The sequence below is a fragment of the Tersicoccus mangrovi genome (genome assembly GCF_036881825.1).
Taxonomy (GTDB): Bacteria; Actinomycetota; Actinomycetes; order Actinomycetales; family Micrococcaceae; genus Tersicoccus; species Tersicoccus mangrovi.
In genome coordinates, this window is sequence record NZ_JBAJMW010000005.1 from 239,443 (window position 1) to 255,011 (window position 15,569).

General features: G+C 73.5%; 14 protein-coding genes. All 14 read right to left on the reverse strand.

Translation table 11 applies throughout. The annotated features are described in order from the left end of the window. Positions 1-19 precede the first annotated feature (19 nt). Positions 20-1,519 carry a S8 family serine peptidase gene (locus V6N00_RS11690; RefSeq protein WP_334232539.1) on the reverse strand — a complete coding sequence of 500 codons (1,500 nt, stop codon included), beginning with the start codon at positions 1,517-1,519 and terminating at the stop codon, positions 20-22. A 2-nt stretch (positions 1,520-1,521) separates the two neighbouring features. Beyond that, positions 1,522-2,523, reverse strand: coding sequence for a Ppx/GppA phosphatase family protein (locus tag V6N00_RS11695; protein ID WP_334232740.1), 1,002 nt, complete (start codon positions 2,521-2,523; stop codon positions 1,522-1,524). 64 nt (positions 2,524-2,587) lie between these two features. Next, complete coding sequence (locus V6N00_RS11700) at positions 2,588-3,172, reverse strand: DUF501 domain-containing protein (RefSeq protein ID WP_334232741.1); 585 nt, start codon at positions 3,170-3,172, stop codon at positions 2,588-2,590. Between the two features lie 109 nt (positions 3,173-3,281). After that, on the reverse strand, positions 3,282-4,220 hold the full coding sequence (locus V6N00_RS11705; RefSeq protein WP_334232540.1) for a septum formation initiator family protein: 939 nt from the start codon (positions 4,218-4,220) through the stop codon (positions 3,282-3,284). 139 nt (positions 4,221-4,359) lie between these two features. Further along, positions 4,360-5,640, reverse strand: coding sequence for a phosphopyruvate hydratase (gene eno, locus V6N00_RS11710; protein ID WP_334232542.1), 1,281 nt, complete (start codon positions 5,638-5,640; stop codon positions 4,360-4,362). A gap of 120 nt (positions 5,641-5,760) precedes the next feature. After that, entirely contained in the window at positions 5,761-6,711 is a 951-nt protein-coding gene (locus tag V6N00_RS11715) for a MazG family protein (RefSeq protein ID WP_334232543.1), read from the reverse strand. Then, the gene (locus V6N00_RS11720) at positions 6,692-7,822 is read right to left on the reverse strand and encodes an adenosine deaminase (protein WP_334232545.1); all 1,131 of its coding nucleotides are present in this window, start codon (positions 7,820-7,822) and stop codon (positions 6,692-6,694) included. The genes V6N00_RS11715 and V6N00_RS11720 overlap by 20 nt, the downstream gene beginning before the upstream one ends. A 56-nt stretch (positions 7,823-7,878) precedes the next feature. Beyond that, a complete protein-coding gene (locus V6N00_RS11725; RefSeq protein ID WP_334232547.1) occupies positions 7,879-8,613 on the reverse strand; it encodes a DedA family protein in 735 nt (244 codons plus the stop codon). A 3-nt stretch (positions 8,614-8,616) separates the two neighbouring features. Then, positions 8,617-9,318, reverse strand: coding sequence for a DedA family protein (locus tag V6N00_RS11730; RefSeq protein ID WP_334232549.1), 702 nt, complete (start codon positions 9,316-9,318; stop codon positions 8,617-8,619). Positions 9,319-9,400: 82 nt separating this feature from the next. Then, the gene (locus V6N00_RS11735) at positions 9,401-10,750 is read right to left on the reverse strand and encodes a thymidine phosphorylase (protein ID WP_334232550.1); all 1,350 of its coding nucleotides are present in this window, start codon (positions 10,748-10,750) and stop codon (positions 9,401-9,403) included. 3 nt (positions 10,751-10,753) lie between these two features. Further along, complete coding sequence (locus V6N00_RS11740) at positions 10,754-11,173, reverse strand: cytidine deaminase (RefSeq protein WP_334232551.1); 420 nt, start codon at positions 11,171-11,173, stop codon at positions 10,754-10,756. Positions 11,174-11,175: 2 nt separating this feature from the next. Beyond that, complete coding sequence (locus V6N00_RS11745; protein WP_334232552.1) at positions 11,176-12,471, reverse strand: ABC transporter permease; 1,296 nt, start codon at positions 12,469-12,471, stop codon at positions 11,176-11,178. Then, positions 12,468-13,988, reverse strand: coding sequence for an ABC transporter permease (locus tag V6N00_RS11750; protein WP_416385080.1), 1,521 nt, complete (start codon positions 13,986-13,988; stop codon positions 12,468-12,470). Before V6N00_RS11750 ends, V6N00_RS11745 begins: the two co-directional genes overlap by 4 nt. Continuing rightward, positions 13,985-15,556 carry an ABC transporter ATP-binding protein gene (locus V6N00_RS11755; RefSeq protein ID WP_334232553.1) on the reverse strand — a complete coding sequence of 524 codons (1,572 nt, stop codon included), beginning with the start codon at positions 15,554-15,556 and terminating at the stop codon, positions 13,985-13,987. The genes V6N00_RS11750 and V6N00_RS11755 overlap by 4 nt, the downstream gene beginning before the upstream one ends. Positions 15,557-15,569: the final 13 nt, after the last annotated feature.

Genomic DNA, 15,569 nt, shown 5'->3' on the forward strand with positions numbered 1-15,569 from the left:
CCGGCGCGGGGAGCCTCCGTCAGCGCCGTCGGCGCAGGGCGTTCAGGTGGACGGCCGCGGCACCGGCGATGACGACGAGCAGGGCACCGAAGCCGACGACGATCAGCCCGGGCACGATGCCGCCGTCCCAGACGGGTCGCCGCGGGGTCGGCGCCGCGGGCACGGGCACCGCCTGGGCGGACCGTCGGGTCGCCGCGGCGGCGGGCGCGGTGACCTGCGGATCGCTCGCCCGCCGGTGCACGCGGATCCACTCGCTGATCGAGCCGAGGGGGTCGCCGGAGGACTGCGGCACGTCCGCCGTCAGGGCCTTCGCCGCGTCGACGGCGCCGAAGCCGTAGATCGGGTCGCGGCCCGGAGCGCCCTCGTCGTGCGCGGTGCTGACGATCCGGTTCGCGACCTCGCCCGCGCTCAGTTCGGGCCAGCGGGAGCGGATCAGCGCCGCGAGCCCGGAGATCAGCGGGGTGGCCGCCGACGTGCCGGCCCACGTGCGGTAGCCGCCGCCGGGCAGGCCGCCGACGAGGTTCTCGGACGGCGCGCTGACGCCGATCGAGATGCCCTGCGCGGAGGCGTCCCAGCTGGCCTTTCCCTGCCGGTCCAGCCCGCCGACGGCGAGGACGCCGGGCATCGTGGCGGGAGCGCCCACCTGGGTGATGCCGCCGGCCCGGTTGCCCGCGGCCGCGACGACGAGCACGTCCTTCTGCTCGGCGTAGGCGAACGCCTCGTCCCAGCTGCGGGGCCACGAGGTGCTCGTGCTCGTCAGGGACATGCTGATGACCCTGGCGCCGTGATCCACCGACCACCGCACCGCCGCCGGGATCTGGTCCATGATGTCCCGGCCGCCTGGGTTGCCGTCGCCGACCCAGGCGGAGACGTTGAGCAGCTGCGCCTCGGGTGCGACGCCGAGCATCCCGGCCGTCCTGCCGGAAGCATCGGTGCTGCCGGACCCCGTCGGGGAGCTCTTCGACGACGAGGACGTCGACGAGGCCGCCGACGCCGGCACGTGACCGCGCCCGGCGAGCAGCGTCGCGACCATGGTGGCGTGCTCGGACTCGAAGCCGATCGGCCGGGACCCGTCGGCCGCACCGGTGCCGGAGACGTCGGTGCCCCCGACGACGGCTCCCGCGAGGTCCGGGTGGTCGGTGGCGATACCGGTGTCGATCACGGCGACCTTGACGCCGGCGCCGCGGGAGACCTTCTGCGCCTCGTCGAAGCCGTACTCGTGCATCCAGTACTCGGGCGTGCGCGTGTCGGCCGTCGCGGTGGCGCTCGGAGCGGCCGGCGTCGTCGTGCGGGTCGCGGCCGGCGTGGGGCGCGGCTCGGTCGGCACGGGACCGCCGGCCGCCGCGGCCGGGGTCACGGGCAGCAGCCAGCCGGTGCCCCCGAGGACGGCGGTGAGGAGGCCGGTGACGGCGCCGCGGGCGATGCGGGTGCCCCTGGCTCGGCTCCGACCGGCTCCGGAGAGGCGGGTGTCGGGTGTCTGCGGGCGCGCGGGAGCCACGGTCGGGTTGCGTTCGGTCATGCTCAGCGCTGCTCCGCGCTCTCGGCTGCGCCTCCCGGCACGGGGGCGGCCGCCGGCACGCTCAGGGCGATCCCGTCGAGGATGTCGTGCTCGCTGGTCACGGCGGTGCGGACCGGCTGCGGGCTCGTCCCATCCGCGGACGCGGTGGCCTGTGCGACCCGGTCGAGGATCCGAGACCAGATCAGTGAGCCGCCTCCGATCACGTCGACGCGGCCGGGGTGCATGAAGGGCATCGCCGCCCGCTCGTCCCGCGTCGCGTGCAGCAGCGCGTCCGCGCTCGCGTGGAGCGTCTCGACGGGCAGCTCGGTCCCGTGGATGGTGTCCGCGTCGTAGGCCGTCAGGCCGAGGGCGTGGGCGGTGATGGTCGTGACGGTGCCGGCGACGCCGATCACGGTGGCGGTCCGCTCGAGCGGGACGGCGGAGGCGGCCGCGTCGATCGCCGCGTCGATGTCCGCGGTCGCCGCGGCGATCTGCTCCTCCGACGGCGGGTCGTCGGTCAGGTGGCGCTCGGTCATCCGGACGCAGCCGATGTCGGTGCTCAGGCTCGCCGTCACGCCGTTCCGGTCCCCGAGGACGAACTCGGTGCTCCCGCCGCCGAGGTCGACGACGAGGGCCGGCAGCGGCTGCGCGGGGTCGAGCACGCTCAGGGCGCCGGCGAAGGAGAGAGCGGCCTCCTCGTGCCCGCTGATGACCTCCGGCTCGACGCCGAGGATGTCCCGGACGCCGTCGACGAAGTCCTGGCGGTTCTCGGCGTCCCGGGTGGCCGAGGTGGCGACGAAGCGCACCGCCGTCGCGCCGTGCTCGCGGCACTGCGCGGCGTAGTCGCGGCAGGCGTCGAAGGTGCGCGCGAGGGCATCGTCGGCGAGACGACCGGTCCGGTCCACGCCCTGGCCGAGCCGGACGACGCGCATCGTGCGCACGACGTCGGTGAGGCCGGTGCCGTCCGCCGAGACGTCGGCGATCAGCAGGCGGATCGAGTTGGTGCCGCAGTCGATCGCGGCCACCCGGCGTGAAGCAGAGCCGGCGGATGCAGCGGAGGGGGAAGAGGCAGCGGTGTCGGCGGGGCGGTCAGCGGGTGAGGCGTCGGACATGTCGGCTCAGATCCTTCGTCGGTACGGGGGCGTCGGGGTCCCAGGCGCCGGTACAGGTGCAGCGGTCGGGGGTCCAGTCGTCGGCGACGGCCGCCAGCGTCTCGTCACCGAGGACGTCGACCCCCGGGCCGGCCGCGAGGGCGTGACCGGCCAGGGCGTGCAGGCACTTGACCCGGTCCGGCATGCCGCCGGCCGAGATGCCGGCGATCTCGGGCACCTCCCCCGTGCCGGCCCGCGCCCCGATCCGGTTCCGCTCGGCCAGGTAGTGCTCATGGGCGGCGCGGTGCCGGGCGGCCAGCTCGGGGTCCGCGGCGAGACGCTCGTTCATGGCGGTCATGGTGCCCGTGGCCTCGAGCCGCGAGACGGCGGCCGTGAGGACGGGGTGGGTCAGGTAGAACGTCGTGGGGAACGGGATGCCGTTGCCCAGGCGCGGTGCGGTCGCCGCGACCAGCGGATTGCCGCACACGCAGCGGGCACTGATCTCGACGACGTCGCGCGCGGGACGCCCGAGCTGCAGGCTGATGGTGTCGAGGTCCGCGGGGGTCGGCTCACGGGGATCGATGCCGTCCTGGCCGGTGCCCTCGACGTCGGGGGCGCCCTCGCCGGTGCGCGGTCTCACGAACGTGTCCTCTCCGATCACCGGGGTTCGAGGCCTCCGGTGCCCGGACCCGTCAGTGCCTGGTCTGCTGTTGCTGCTGCGCAGCGGAGCCCTTCACCGAGGTCCACAGGGCGTCCAGCCACGGCTGCGGTCCACTGTCGGACTCGGCCGAGGTGGCGACCGGCGGGACCTCGTCGGTGTTGCCCGCTCCGATCACCAAGTATCCCGTTTCTCCCGGCATGACGTAAAACAGCCGGTCACGGGCCTGCTGCTTGACGTACGCGGGGTCGTTCCAGCGGGCCAGCTGATCCTTCAGCTGCGCCTGCTGGGCCTGCTCCGAGCTGATGCTCTGCTTCAGGTCGTTGATCTCGGCGCGCTGGCCGAGGTAGGTGCGCACCGTGGGCGCCAGCAGGATCGTGATGGTCACCAGGACGAGGGCGAGGGCCAGCAGCCGGCCCGAGAAGGCCTTGGCCGGGACGGGCCGCACGGCGGTCGAGCCCGCGGCGGCCGGGCGGGGACCCGCGTCGGTGAAGGCGTAGTTGACGCGCCCGTCCTCACGGCGGACGGTGTAGCGCGTCGGGGTGGTCGACGTCGCGGACGCCTCCTTGCGGCCCCGTCCGGGGCGGTGCTGGCCGGGCTCGCGCCGGCCGGAGCCCTGGCTCGCGTCACGGTCGCCGCGCAGCCCCCACAGCAGGCGGGCGCCGCCGCGCTCGTGGGCCGGCGCCGGCGCCGCGCTCGAGCCGTGAGGCGCGGGACCGTCGGTCGACGCGGGGTTCGACGCGGGGCGCGTCGACCCGGCGTGCGACGACGGACGGGTGGTGCGGGAGGACGAGGCGCGCGGCGTGACGGGCAGCGCCGACGTCACCGACCGCGGCGGCCGGGCCGCCGTGGACCCGGCACCGGACGCCGCTGCGGACGACCCCGTGCCGGAGGACACGCCGTCGACGTCGCCCGTGCGGCGGGGCTCGGCGGCCGGGCCGGTCCGGGGCACGTTGGGGCGTCGCGTCGACATGGTTCTCCTGCAGCTGGTCCGTTGCGGTCCACCCCGGCGGCGTCGGATCGGTCCCGCAGGACCGGGGACGTCACCGGTGGAGGGACGGCGACCGCGGGTGCGGTGCCGTCCCTCCTACCGTAGCCAGCGCAGCGCCTGATCAGGCCGAGAAACGCGGGAAGGCGCTCGCACCGGCGTACCGGGCCGCGTCGTCCAGCTCCTCCTCGATGCGCAGCAGCTGGTTGTACTTGGCCACGCGCTCGGACCGGGCCGGGGCGCCGGTCTTGATCTGGCCGGCGTTGGTGGCGACCGCGATGTCGGCGATCGTCGTGTCCTCGGTCTCGCCGGAGCGGTGCGACGTGATGGTCGTGAAGCCGGCGCGCTGGGCGAGGCTGACCGCGTCGAGCGTCTCCGTCAGGGAGCCGATCTGGTTGACCTTGACCAGCAGCGAGTTCGCGGCCTTCTCGTCGATGCCGCGCTGCAGCCGCTCGACGTTGGTGACGAACAGGTCGTCGCCCACCAGCTGGACCTTCTCGCCGAGGTTGGCGGCGAGGGTCTGCCAGCCGGACCAGTCGTTCTCGTCCAGCGGGTCCTCGATGGAGACCAGCGGGTAGTTCGCGACGAGGTCCTCGTAGTAGGCGCTCATGTCCTCGGCGGACCGGGACTGCTTCTCGAACTGGTAGGAGCCGTTCTCGAAGAACTCGCTCGAGGCGACGTCGAGGGCGAGGGCGATCTGGCTGCCCGGGGTGTAGCCGGCCTTCTCGATCGCGGTGGTGATGATGTCGAGGGCGTGCCGGTTCGAGGGCAGGTTCGGGGCGAAGCCGCCCTCGTCGCCCAGGCCCGTGCTCAGGCCCTCCTTCTTCAGCACGCTCTTGAGGTTGTGGTAGACCTCCACGCCCCAGCGCAGGCCCTCGGAGAACGTCGACGCGCCCAGCGGCACGATCATGAACTCCTGGATGTCGACGTCGGAGTCGGCGTGCGAACCACCGTTGAGGATGTTCATCAGCGGCACGGGCAGCACGTGCGCGTTCGGGCCGCCGAGGTAGCGGTAGAGCGGCAGGGCGGCCGACTCGGAGGCGGCGCGCGCGACGGCGAGGGAGACGCCGAGGATGGCGTTCGCGCCGAGCTTGCTCTTGTTCTCGGTGCCGTCCAGGTCGATCATCGTCGCGTCGATGAGACGCTGGTCGGTCGCGTCGAAGCCGAGCAGGGCCGGCTGGATGGTCTCGACGACGGCGTTGACGGCCGAGCTGACGCCCTTGCCCTGGTAGATGCCGGCGTCGCCGTCGCGCTTCTCGACGGCCTCGAACTCACCGGTGGACGCGCCCGAGGGCACTGCGGCGCGGCCGAACGAGTCGTCATCGAGCAGCACCTCGACCTCGACGGTCGGGTTGCCGCGGGAGTCGAGGATCTCCCGCGCGTGGATGGCATCGATGCTGGCCATGTGAGCACTCCTGTTCTTCGGGTTGATGCGTGGACTCACGCCGGTTCTCGGGCTCTTCTCGGCGACCCGGGCCGTCTGCGGACACACGCCGTGGGGCGGTCCCGCACATGCGCTCCCAGCCTAGTGCGCGGCCGTCCCGCCCGGGGCGGCGGAGTCGCGCGTGACGGGAGCGACGGGGTCGTCGGTGAGAGTGTCGCGGTACCGGCGCACCGCGCCGCGCAGGGCGGCCTCCGCGTCCAGCCCGGCCGCCTGGCCGCGCCGGACGAGGCCGAGCAGCGCGTCCCCGAGGTCGGCCTCGGTCAACCTGCCGCCTTCGGGGGCCGCACCGTCGCCCGGTGTGGGGTCGGGTGTCGTCGCCTCGTGGGCGGACGCCTCCGCCGGCGCCGACTCGAGGCCGGCCCGCTGGGCGCGGCCGAGCGTCTTCGCCGCGAGCGCGAGGGCCGGCAGGGCGGGCGGGATGCCGTCGAACGGACCCGTGCGCTCGGGCTTCTCGACCCGCTTGATCTCGTCCCACCGCCGGTGCAGGTCGGCGAGCCCGGGCGCGGCGTCCTGCGGTGCGGCCTCGGCGGCCTCCGCGGCAAAGACGTGCGGATGGCGGCGACGGAGTTTCTCCACGAGCGTGCCGATCACGTCGGCGACGTCGAAGGCCGCGCCAGCACCGGACTCCTCGGCCAGCCGGGCGTGGAAGACGACCTGCAGGAGCACGTCGCCCAGTTCCTCGCGCACGTCGGCGGGGCCGCCCGTCTCGACGGCCTCGACCAGCTCGTAGGCCTCCTCGACCAGGTACGGCAGCAGGCTCTCGTGCGTCTGCGCCGCGTCCCACGGGCAGCCGCCGGGCGAGCGCAACCGGTCCATCACGACCACGAGCTCGGCGAATGCCTCCCCCGCGTCCGGCCGGAGACCGTCCGCGGACCCGGCGTCGTCCGCCGGCCCAGTGTCGTCCGCCGGCGCGGTGTCGTCCGCCGGCCCAGTGTCGTCCGCCGGCCCAGTGTCGTCCGCCGGCCCGGTGTCGTCCGCCGGCGCGGTGTCGTCCGCCGGCCCGGCGGGTCGGTCAGTCGGTGAAGCCGTCATAGCTCTCGGTGATGGCCTCCGCCAGCGCCGTGCGCACGCTCAGCGGGGCGAACGCGGCGTCGACGGCGTTGAGCGTGATCGCGAGCAGGTCGTCCAGGTCGTAGCCGAAGGCGTCGACCAGGAGGGCCATCTCGTCGCTGAGCGTCGTGTTGCTCATCAGCCGGTTGTCGGTGTTGACGGTGACCTTGAACCCGGTCTGGAACAGCAGGTCGAAGGGGTGCTGGTCTAGCCGGGTCCCGAACGCGGCCACGGCGCCGGTCTGCAGGTTGGACGACGGGCACAGCTCGAGCGGGATCTGCCGGTCCAGCACCCAGCTGGCGACCGGCCCGCACGTGACGAGGGCGGCACCGTCCTCGAGCCCGGCGTCCCAGTCGACGGTCAGGTCCTCGGCGATGCGCACGCCGTGGCCCAGGCGCAGGGCGTGCCCGGCGGACAGGGCCTCGGTGATGCTCTCCAGGCCGGCCGCCTCCCCCGCGTGCACGGTGGCCGGGAAGAGGTTCTTCGCGAGGAGGTCGAAGGCGTCGGCCAGCCGCGCCGGACCGAAGCCGTCCTCCGGGCCGGCGATGTCGAAGCCGACCACGCCGCGGTCCCGGTGCCGCAGGGCGAGCTCGGCGATCTCCACACCGTTGTCGGCCTGCCGCATCGCGGAGACGAGCTGGCCGACGAGGATGTCACTGCCGTTCGCGCGGGCCGCGGCGGTCGCCTCCTCGATGCCCGCCTGCACGGCCTCGACGGTCTCGTCGAGGGTCAGGCCGCCGCGCAGGTGCTGCTCGGGCGCCCAGCGCACCTCGCCGTAGACGACGCCGTCGGCGACGAGGTCCTCCACGAACTCCCGGGCGACGCGGGCGAGCCCGTCGCGGCTCTGCATCACGGCGATGGTGTGGTCGAACGTCTCTAGATAGCGCACGAGGGAGCCGGAGTCGGCGGACTCGACGAACCAGGCGCGCAGCGCGGTCGGGTCCGTCGTGGGCAGGGTGTGCCCGGCGGCCTCGGCGAGTTCGATGATCGTGGCGGGGCGCAACCCCCCGTCGAGATGGTCGTGGAGGGAGATCTTGGGCAGCACGCGGTAGTCGACCTCGGCTGCGGCGGCGGGGCTCAGGTTCTCGGTCACGGTCTCACTGTAGCGACCGGCCGCGGGCTCGCCGTGCCGTCGGTCACCCCGCGTCCTCAGCCGCGGCGCGGACCGTCCTGCGCCTCGGGCGGGTCCTGCCGCCGCCACCCCTCGGAGACGTGGGGTTCGGGCGCGCGGTCGCGCCGGGCCAGGCGGTGCGTGAGCCGGTCGACGACGATGCCCACCGTCACGGCGATCGCGATGGCGATGGCGGCGGCGAGCACGTGGTTGTTCCGCGCCCACGCACCGGCCAACGCCCCGATGCCCACGGAGTAGACGGACCAGCTGACGCCGGCGATCACGGTGAGCAGCACGAACCGGGGCCGCGCGAACCCTGTGGCGCCGGCGGTCATGTTCACCGCGACGCGGCCGACCGGGATGTAGCGGGCGGTGAGGATGAGCAGGGCGCCCCGCCGGTCCAGCTCACCGCGGGCCCACCGGAACGCCTGCTGCACGCGGCGGCGACGCATCCACCGGAACCGGGTCACGCCCACGGAGCGGCCGATCAGCCAGGCGATGTTGTCCCCGATCACCGCGCCGACGGCGGCGGCGCCGATGATGCCCACCAGCGCCGGAGTGCCGGTCGACACGGCGATCGCCGTCAGGGCGACGACGACGGACTCGCTCGGCAGCGGCGGGAAGAACCCGTCGCACACGCACAGCACGAACAGCACGGGCAGCACCCACGCGGTGCCGGCGAGTGCCGCCACGGCGTCGTTGACGGCCTGCATCGGCCCGACCGCGGCCGGGACCGCCGCGGTCAGTGCCGTGACGAGGGGGGCACCGGCCACCGGTCAGGCGTTCTCGCTGCGCGCGTTCTGCCGCACCGGCTCCGGCGACGGGATCTCCAGTTTCGCCGCCGTCGTGGCCGTGGTCGCGGTCGCGCCGTGGTGACGCTCGGCGCGACGGGCCTTGACCCGGGAGACCCACTGCATCGCGTGGTCGATGACGAAGCCGATGACGATGGCGATCACGATGGCCAGTCCCGCACCGAGCAGCGGGTGCTCGTGCACCCAGGCGCCGGCCACGATGCCGATGCCGATCCCGTAGCCGATCCAGGTGGCGCACGCGACCATGTCGATCACGGTGAACCGCCGCAGCGGGAACCGGGTGGCGCCGGCGGTGAAGTTGACGGCGACACGGCCCACCGGGATGTAGCGGGCCGTCAGGATGAGCATGGCGCCGCGCTTGTCCAGCTCGCGGCGGGCCCACTGCAGCGTCGCCTGCGCCCGGGCGCCCTGCATCCAGCGGAACCCACTGGACCCGGCGGCCCGGCCCATCCGGTACGCCACCTGGTCGCCGGCGACGGCGCCGAGGAACCCGGCGATGGCGACGAAGCCGAGATTGGGCTGGCCCGAGGAGACCGACAGGGCGGAGAGCGCCACGATGAGGGTCTCGGACGGCAGGATGGGCAGGAATCCGTCGATGAAGCAGAACAGCAACAGCAGCGGATGGATCCACCACATCGAGGCGGCGTGCATCACCAGATCACTCACGATGTGCACGTCGTCGTCCCTCTCTCTGCCCCCACGCCCACATCATAGGGTCATCACCGGGGAGGAAACAGGGCGGGTCGCATCACGGCCGCGCCACCCGCTCGAGCACGATGGACCGGTCCAGGCCCGGTTCCCGGTCACCCGACGTCGGGCCGTCGCCGGCCTCGATCGCGACGGCGTCGGCGAGCGCCTCACGGGCCCGGCCGAAGGCGTCCGGCGTGTCGGTGTGCAGGGTCAGCAGCGGCTGCCCCGCCGTGACACGGTCGCCCGGCTTGGCGTGCAGCGTGACGCCCGCCCCGGCCTGCACGGGGTCCTCCTTGCGGGCGCGGCCGGCGCCGAGCCGCCACGCGGCGACGCCGACGGCGAGGGCGTCGAGCCCGGTGAGCACCCCCGTGGCCGGCGCGAGCACGGTGTCGGTCTCGGCCGCGACGGGCAGCGGGGCGTCCGGGTCCCCGCCCTGGCCGGCGATCATGCGCCGCCACACGTCCATGGCCCGCCCGTCGGCCAGGGCCGCCGCGGGGTCCGCGTCGGGCAGGCCGGCCGCGTCGAGCATCTCGCGGGCGAGCGCCAGGGTCAGCTCGACGACGTCGGACGGGCCGCCGCCGGCGAGCACTTCGACCGCCTCGGCCACCTCGAGGGCGTTGCCCGCGGTCAGCCCGAGCGGGGTGTCCATGTCGGTCAGCAGGGCGACGGTCCTCGTGCCGGCGTCGGCGCCGAGGTCGACCATGGTCCGCGCGAGCTCCCGCGCGTCGTCGACGGTCTTCATGAAGGCGCCGGAGCCGACCTTGACGTCGAGCACGAGCGCACCGGTGCCCTCGGCGATCTTCTTGCTCATGATCGAGGAGGCGATCAGCGGGATGGCCTCGACGGTGCCGGTGACGTCCCGCAGCGCGTAGAGCTTCGCGTCGGCCGGGGCGAGGCCCGAGCCCGCGGCGGCGACGACGGCGCCGACGTCGCGCAGCTGGGCCCGCAGCGCGTCGTTGCTCATGCCGGCCCGCCATCCGGGGATGGCCTCGAGCTTGTCCAGGGTGCCGCCGGTGTGGCCGAGCCCGCGACCGGACAGCTGCGGGACGGCGACGCCGAACGCGGCGACCAGCGGGCCGAGCGGCAGGGTGATCTTGTCCCCCACCCCGCCGGTGGAGTGCTTGTCGACGGTGGGCAGCGGCCGCCCGTCGCGGCGCAGATCGGAGAAGTCCAGGCGCTCCCCCGAGGCGACCATCGCGGCCGTCCAGCGGGCGATCTCGGCGCGGTCCATCCCGTTGAGCAGGATGGCCATGGCGAGCGCGGACATCTGCTCGTCCGCCACCGTGCCCCGGGTGTAGGCGTCGATCACCCAGTCGATCGCGGCGTCGGAGAGCCGGCCGCCGTCGCGCTTGGTGCGGATGACGTCGACGGCGTCGAACCCGCCGGTCGTGCTCGTCGTGTCGGCCATGCCTCAGGCCAGGTTCTCGGGACCGAACGCGTCCGGCAGCACCTGGTCCATGGTCCGCAGCCCGCTGACCGTCAGCAGCGTCAGGCCGGGAGCGCGGTGTTCGTACAGCAGCTGCCGGCACCGCCCGCACGGCATCAGCACGGCGCCGTGGCCGTCGACGCACACGAAGGCGCGCAGCCGGCCGCCGCCGGAGGCGATCAGGGCGGAGATCAGGGAGCACTCCGCGCACAGGGTCACCCCGTACGAGGCGTTCTCGACGTTCATCCCGGTCACGGTGCGGCCGTCCTCGGTGAGGGCGGCGGCACCGACGGGGTAGCGCGAGTACGGCGCGTACGCCCGGCCCATCGCCTCGGTCGCGGCGGCGGTGAGGGCGTCCCAGTCGACGTCCTCGGTGGACCGGGGCGCGGTGCCGGTGGTGCTCATGCTCAGCTCTTCAGGTAGGGCACGCCGCTGGCGGCGGGCGACTGGGACCGGCCGACGAGCCCGGCGACGGCGAGGATCGTGACGAGGTACGGCAGCATCGCCAGGAACTGGCTGGGCACCGGGGTGCCGAGGAACGAGAGCACGTACTGCAGGTTGGTGGCGAACCCGAAGAGCAGGGCCGCGAAGAAGGCGCCGATCGGGTTCCAGCGCCCGAAGATCAGCGCGGCGAGGGCGATGAAGCCCTGCCCGCCCGTCATGTCCTTCGTGAACTGGCTGACCGAGACGAGGGTGAAGAACGCCCCGCCGAGGCCCGCGACGACGCCGCCGAGCAGCACGTTGGTGAACCGGGTCCGGTTGACCTTGATGCCCACGGTGTCCGCGGCCTTCGGGTGCTCGCCGACCGCGCGGACACGCAGGCCCCACTTCGTGTGGAACAGGCCGATGTAGACGGCGATCACCGCGACGTACATGAGGTAGCCGACGATGGTCTGCCGGAACAGGATCGGCCCGATCACGGGGATGTCCGCGAGCAGCGGGATGTTCCAGTGCGGCAGCTGAGGCGGCGAGTTGAACAGCTCGGCGTCCCGCGTCAGCACGGTGGAGAACAGGAAGCCGGTCAGCCCGGAGACGAGCACGTTGAGCACGACGCCGACGATGATCTGGTTGACGTAGTACTTGATCGAGAACACCGCGAGCACGAGGGCCACGAGCGCGCCGGCGACGCACGCGGCGAACAGCCCGGCGTAGGAGTTCTGGGTCACCGAGGCGACGACGGCGGCGCTGAACGCCCCGAACAGCAGCTGGCCCTCGATGGCGATGTTGACGACACCGGCCCGCTCGCACAGCACCCCGGAGAGGGAGCCGAAGATCAGCGGCACGGCCAGCGTCACCGAGCCGGCGAGCAGGCCGGCCAGGGACACGTTCGGCGTCTTCGCGCTGCCGACCACCCAGGTGAGGAAGCCGACGAGGAAGGCGACCCAGAACAGGGCGGTGAGCCACCGGTTCAGCGAGCGCCCGCCGCGCACGGCGAGGAACGCGGCGACGGCGACGGCGATGCACGCGAGCGCGCTCACCCAACCGAGCGCGACGGCGGAGAGGGCGAGGTCGGGCAGGCCGACCGCGTCCCCCGTCTCGGAGAAGCGGAACGTGGCGGTCGCGTGCGGGGCACCGATCGCGAAGACGATCAGCGCGATCAGGGCGCCGACCGCGAACACGATGACGGGGCGCCACGAGCGGACGGCACTCGGCTCGGTGGCCTGCGGCGCCTCGGGGGCCGGAGCGGTGACGGTCGTGCTCATGCTGCACCTCCGGTGCTGGCGGTGGCGGCGGCGCGGCGCGTCCGGCGCCGGCTCTTTCCGGGCGAGCCCGGGTCGGGGATCCGGAACAGCGCCCGCACGAGCGGCGGCGCGGCCAGGAACAGGACGATGAGGGACTGGACCACGAGGACGATGTCGATCGGGGTGCCGGTCTGGGTCTGCATCGCGACGCCGCCGGCCCGGAAGGCACCGAACAGCAGGCCCGCGAAGAAGGTGCCCCACGGGGTGGAGCGGCCGAGCAGGGCGACGGTGATCGCGTCGAAGCCGAAGCTCGCGGCGATGTCGCTGGTCAGCGCCCGCTCGGTACCGGAGACCTGCGCGACACCGGCGAGGCCGGCGAGCGCGCCCGCGATGACCATGACGAGGACGGTGGCCCGGGTGGTGTTGATGCCGGCCGTGCGGGCGGCGTGGAGGTTGGCGCCGACGGCGCGGAACTCGAAGCCGATGGTCGAGCGGCTGAGCAGCCACCACACGACGACGACGGCGGCGACGGCGACGAGGAACCCGGCGTGCAGCCGCAGGTCCGGCCCGAGCAGCTGCGGGAACATCGCGGAATCGTCGACGAGCGGGCTGATGGGATTGGAGGACCCGGGCCGCTGGAACGCCGGCTGCGTGAGGAGGTACTGCACGAGGTAGATGGCGACGTAGTTGAGCATGATCGTCACGATCACCTCGTGCGCCCCGGTGCGGGACTTGAGGAACCCGGGGATGCCGCCCCAGATGGCCCCGCCGACGATGGCCGCGAGCACGGCGACGACGATGTGCAGCCCGACGGGCAGGTGCCACGTGAAGCCGACCCACGCGGCGAAGGTCGCGCCGAGGAGGATCTGGCCCTGGGCGCCGATGTTGAACAGCCCGGCGCGGAACGCCAGGGTGACGCCGAGGCCCGCGAGGATCAGCGGCGTCGCCACGGTCAGCGTCTCGCTGATCGGGTAGAGCATGCCGGTCAGGTCCTCGGCCTGCGGGTTGACGATCGCCCCGGTGAACAGCGCCGCGTAGGCGTTCATCGCGGCCGTGAACCCGGCGGAGATCGTGTCCATGGGCCGGGCGAAGAAGTACCCCGCGGCGGTCACGGTGGGCTCGTCGGTCGCGGCGATGAGGATGCCGCCGAGGATGACGGCGAGGACGACGGAGAGGACCGCGACGAGCCCGTTGCCCGAGAAGATGCGGTGCAGCACGGTCGCGGAGGACTCGTCCTTGACCAGTCCCCCGCCCGCGGGTGCGGCTATCGGCGGTGGGGCCGCGCCCTCGCCGCCCTCGGCGGCGGCGACCGGAGCGGTCGCCGTCGTGGCTCCCGTCGCCGTCGACTGGTCACTCGTTGCCCGTTCCGCGCCCGATTCCGGGTGCGAACCGTCGTCTTCCGACCAGTCGGCGCGCGTGGCCGACCGCGCACCGGTGGCGCTGTCGCCGGTCCGGTCGCCGGTCCGGTGGTCGCCGGTCCGGTCGTCGGCCGGGGCGGTCGGCTCCGGGGTGGGATCCGTGGGGTCGTGCGAGGTCACTGCCGGGTTCCTTCGTCGGGGGCGGGAGTGGACGGTGCTGGGGCGTGCGGGCCGACCTGCTCGAGTGCCTCCTCGGCGGTCGAGCCGGCCATCATCAGACCGAGCACGTCGCGCGGGGTGTCGGCGTCGACGATGCCCATGAGCCGCCCGTGGAACAGCACCGCGATCCGGTCGGCCAGCTGGATCACCTCGTCGAGCTCGGTCGAGACGATCAGCACGGGCGTGCCCTGGTCCCGCTCGGCGATGATGCGCCGGTGGACGAACTCGATCGAGCCGACGTCGAGCCCGCGGGTGGGCTGCGAGGCGATGAAGAGTTTGAGCGGCCGGGACAGCTCGCGGGCGAGCACGACCTTCTGCTGGTTGCCGCCCGACAGCGTCGAGACGGCGGCCCCGATGCTGGGCGTGCGCACGTCGAACTCGTCGACCTTCTGCTCGGCCTGGCGGCGGATCGCGGCGGGCTTCATCCCGATGCCGCGGGCGAACGGCGCCCGGTCGTAGAGGTCCAGGACCATGTTCTCGGCGATCGAGAAGGGCCCCACCAGCCCGTCGACGGTGCGGTCCTCGGGCACGAAGCCCACGCCGGCGGCGAGCACGTCCTTCACGGAGCGGCCGAGCAGCTCGGTGCCGTCGAGGGTGACGGCCCCGCTCACGTGCTCCTGGAGGCCGAGGATCGCCTCGGTCAGCTCGGTCTGCCCGTTGCCCTGCACACCGGCGACGGCGAGCACCTCGCCCTGCGCGATGCCGAAGCTCACCCCGTCGAGGGGGCGGGTGCCGTTGGGGGCGGTGACGGTCAGGTCCCGCACGGTGAAGGTGGTCGCTCCCCGCTGCGGGGCGTCCTTCGTCAGGGTCAGCGACACGGAGCGGCCCACCATGAGGGACGCCAGCTCGGTGGTCGAGGCCGAGGGGTCGGCGCTGCCGACGACCCGGCCGCGGCGGATCACGGTGATCCGGTCCGCGACCTCCTTGACCTCGCGCAGCTTGTGGCTGATGAAGACGACGGACGTGCCGTCGGCGGTGAGCTGGTCGATGATGGCGAGCAGCTCGTCGGTCTCCTGCGGGGTGAGCACCGCGGTGGGCTCGTCGAGGATGAGCACCTGCGCGTCGCGCACGAGGGCCTTGATGATCTCGACGCGCTGCTGGACGCCGACGGGCAGGTCCTCGACCTTCGCGTCGGGGTCGACGTCGAAGCCGTACTGCTCGGAGATCGCGCGGATCCGGGTGCGGGTGGCGGCCAGGTCCAGCAGGCCGCCGCGCGTGGACTCGTTGCCCAGGGCCACGTTCTCCGCGACGGTGAACACCGGGATGAGCATGAAGTGCTGGTGCACCATGCCGATGCCGGCGGCCATCGCGTCACCGGGCCCGGAGAAGGTCACGGGCCTGCCGTCGACGAGGATCTGGCCCTCGGTCGGCTCGTAGAGCCCGTAGAGCACGTTCATCAGGGTCGACTTGCCGGCGCCGTTCTCACCGAGCAGGCAGTGCACCTGGCCGGGCTCGACCGTCAGGTCGATGGCGTCGTTGGCGGTGAACGTGCCGAAGCGTTTGGTGATGCCCTTCAGCTCGAGCCTCATGCCTCATCCTGTC

Coding starts and splice junctions, on each gene's coding strand:
- V6N00_RS11740 (WP_334232551.1), bottom strand. CDS start 11,173: ATGAGCACCACCGGCACCGCGCCCCGGTCCACCGAGGACGTCGACTGG.
- V6N00_RS11690 (WP_334232539.1), bottom strand. CDS start 1,519: ATGACCGAACGCAACCCGACCGTGGCTCCCGCGCGCCCGCAGACACCC.
- V6N00_RS11715 (WP_334232543.1), bottom strand. CDS start 6,711: ATGACGGCTTCACCGACTGACCGACCCGCCGGGCCGGCGGACGACACC.
- V6N00_RS11705 (WP_334232540.1), bottom strand. CDS start 4,220: ATGTCGACGCGACGCCCCAACGTGCCCCGGACCGGCCCGGCCGCCGAG.
- V6N00_RS11735 (WP_334232550.1), bottom strand. CDS start 10,750: ATGGCCGACACGACGAGCACGACCGGCGGGTTCGACGCCGTCGACGTC.
- V6N00_RS11745 (WP_334232552.1), bottom strand. CDS start 12,471: ATGAGCACGACCGTCACCGCTCCGGCCCCCGAGGCGCCGCAGGCCACC.
- eno (WP_334232542.1), bottom strand. CDS start 5,640: ATGGCCAGCATCGATGCCATCCACGCGCGGGAGATCCTCGACTCCCGC.
- V6N00_RS11755 (WP_334232553.1), bottom strand. CDS start 15,556: ATGAGGCTCGAGCTGAAGGGCATCACCAAACGCTTCGGCACGTTCACC.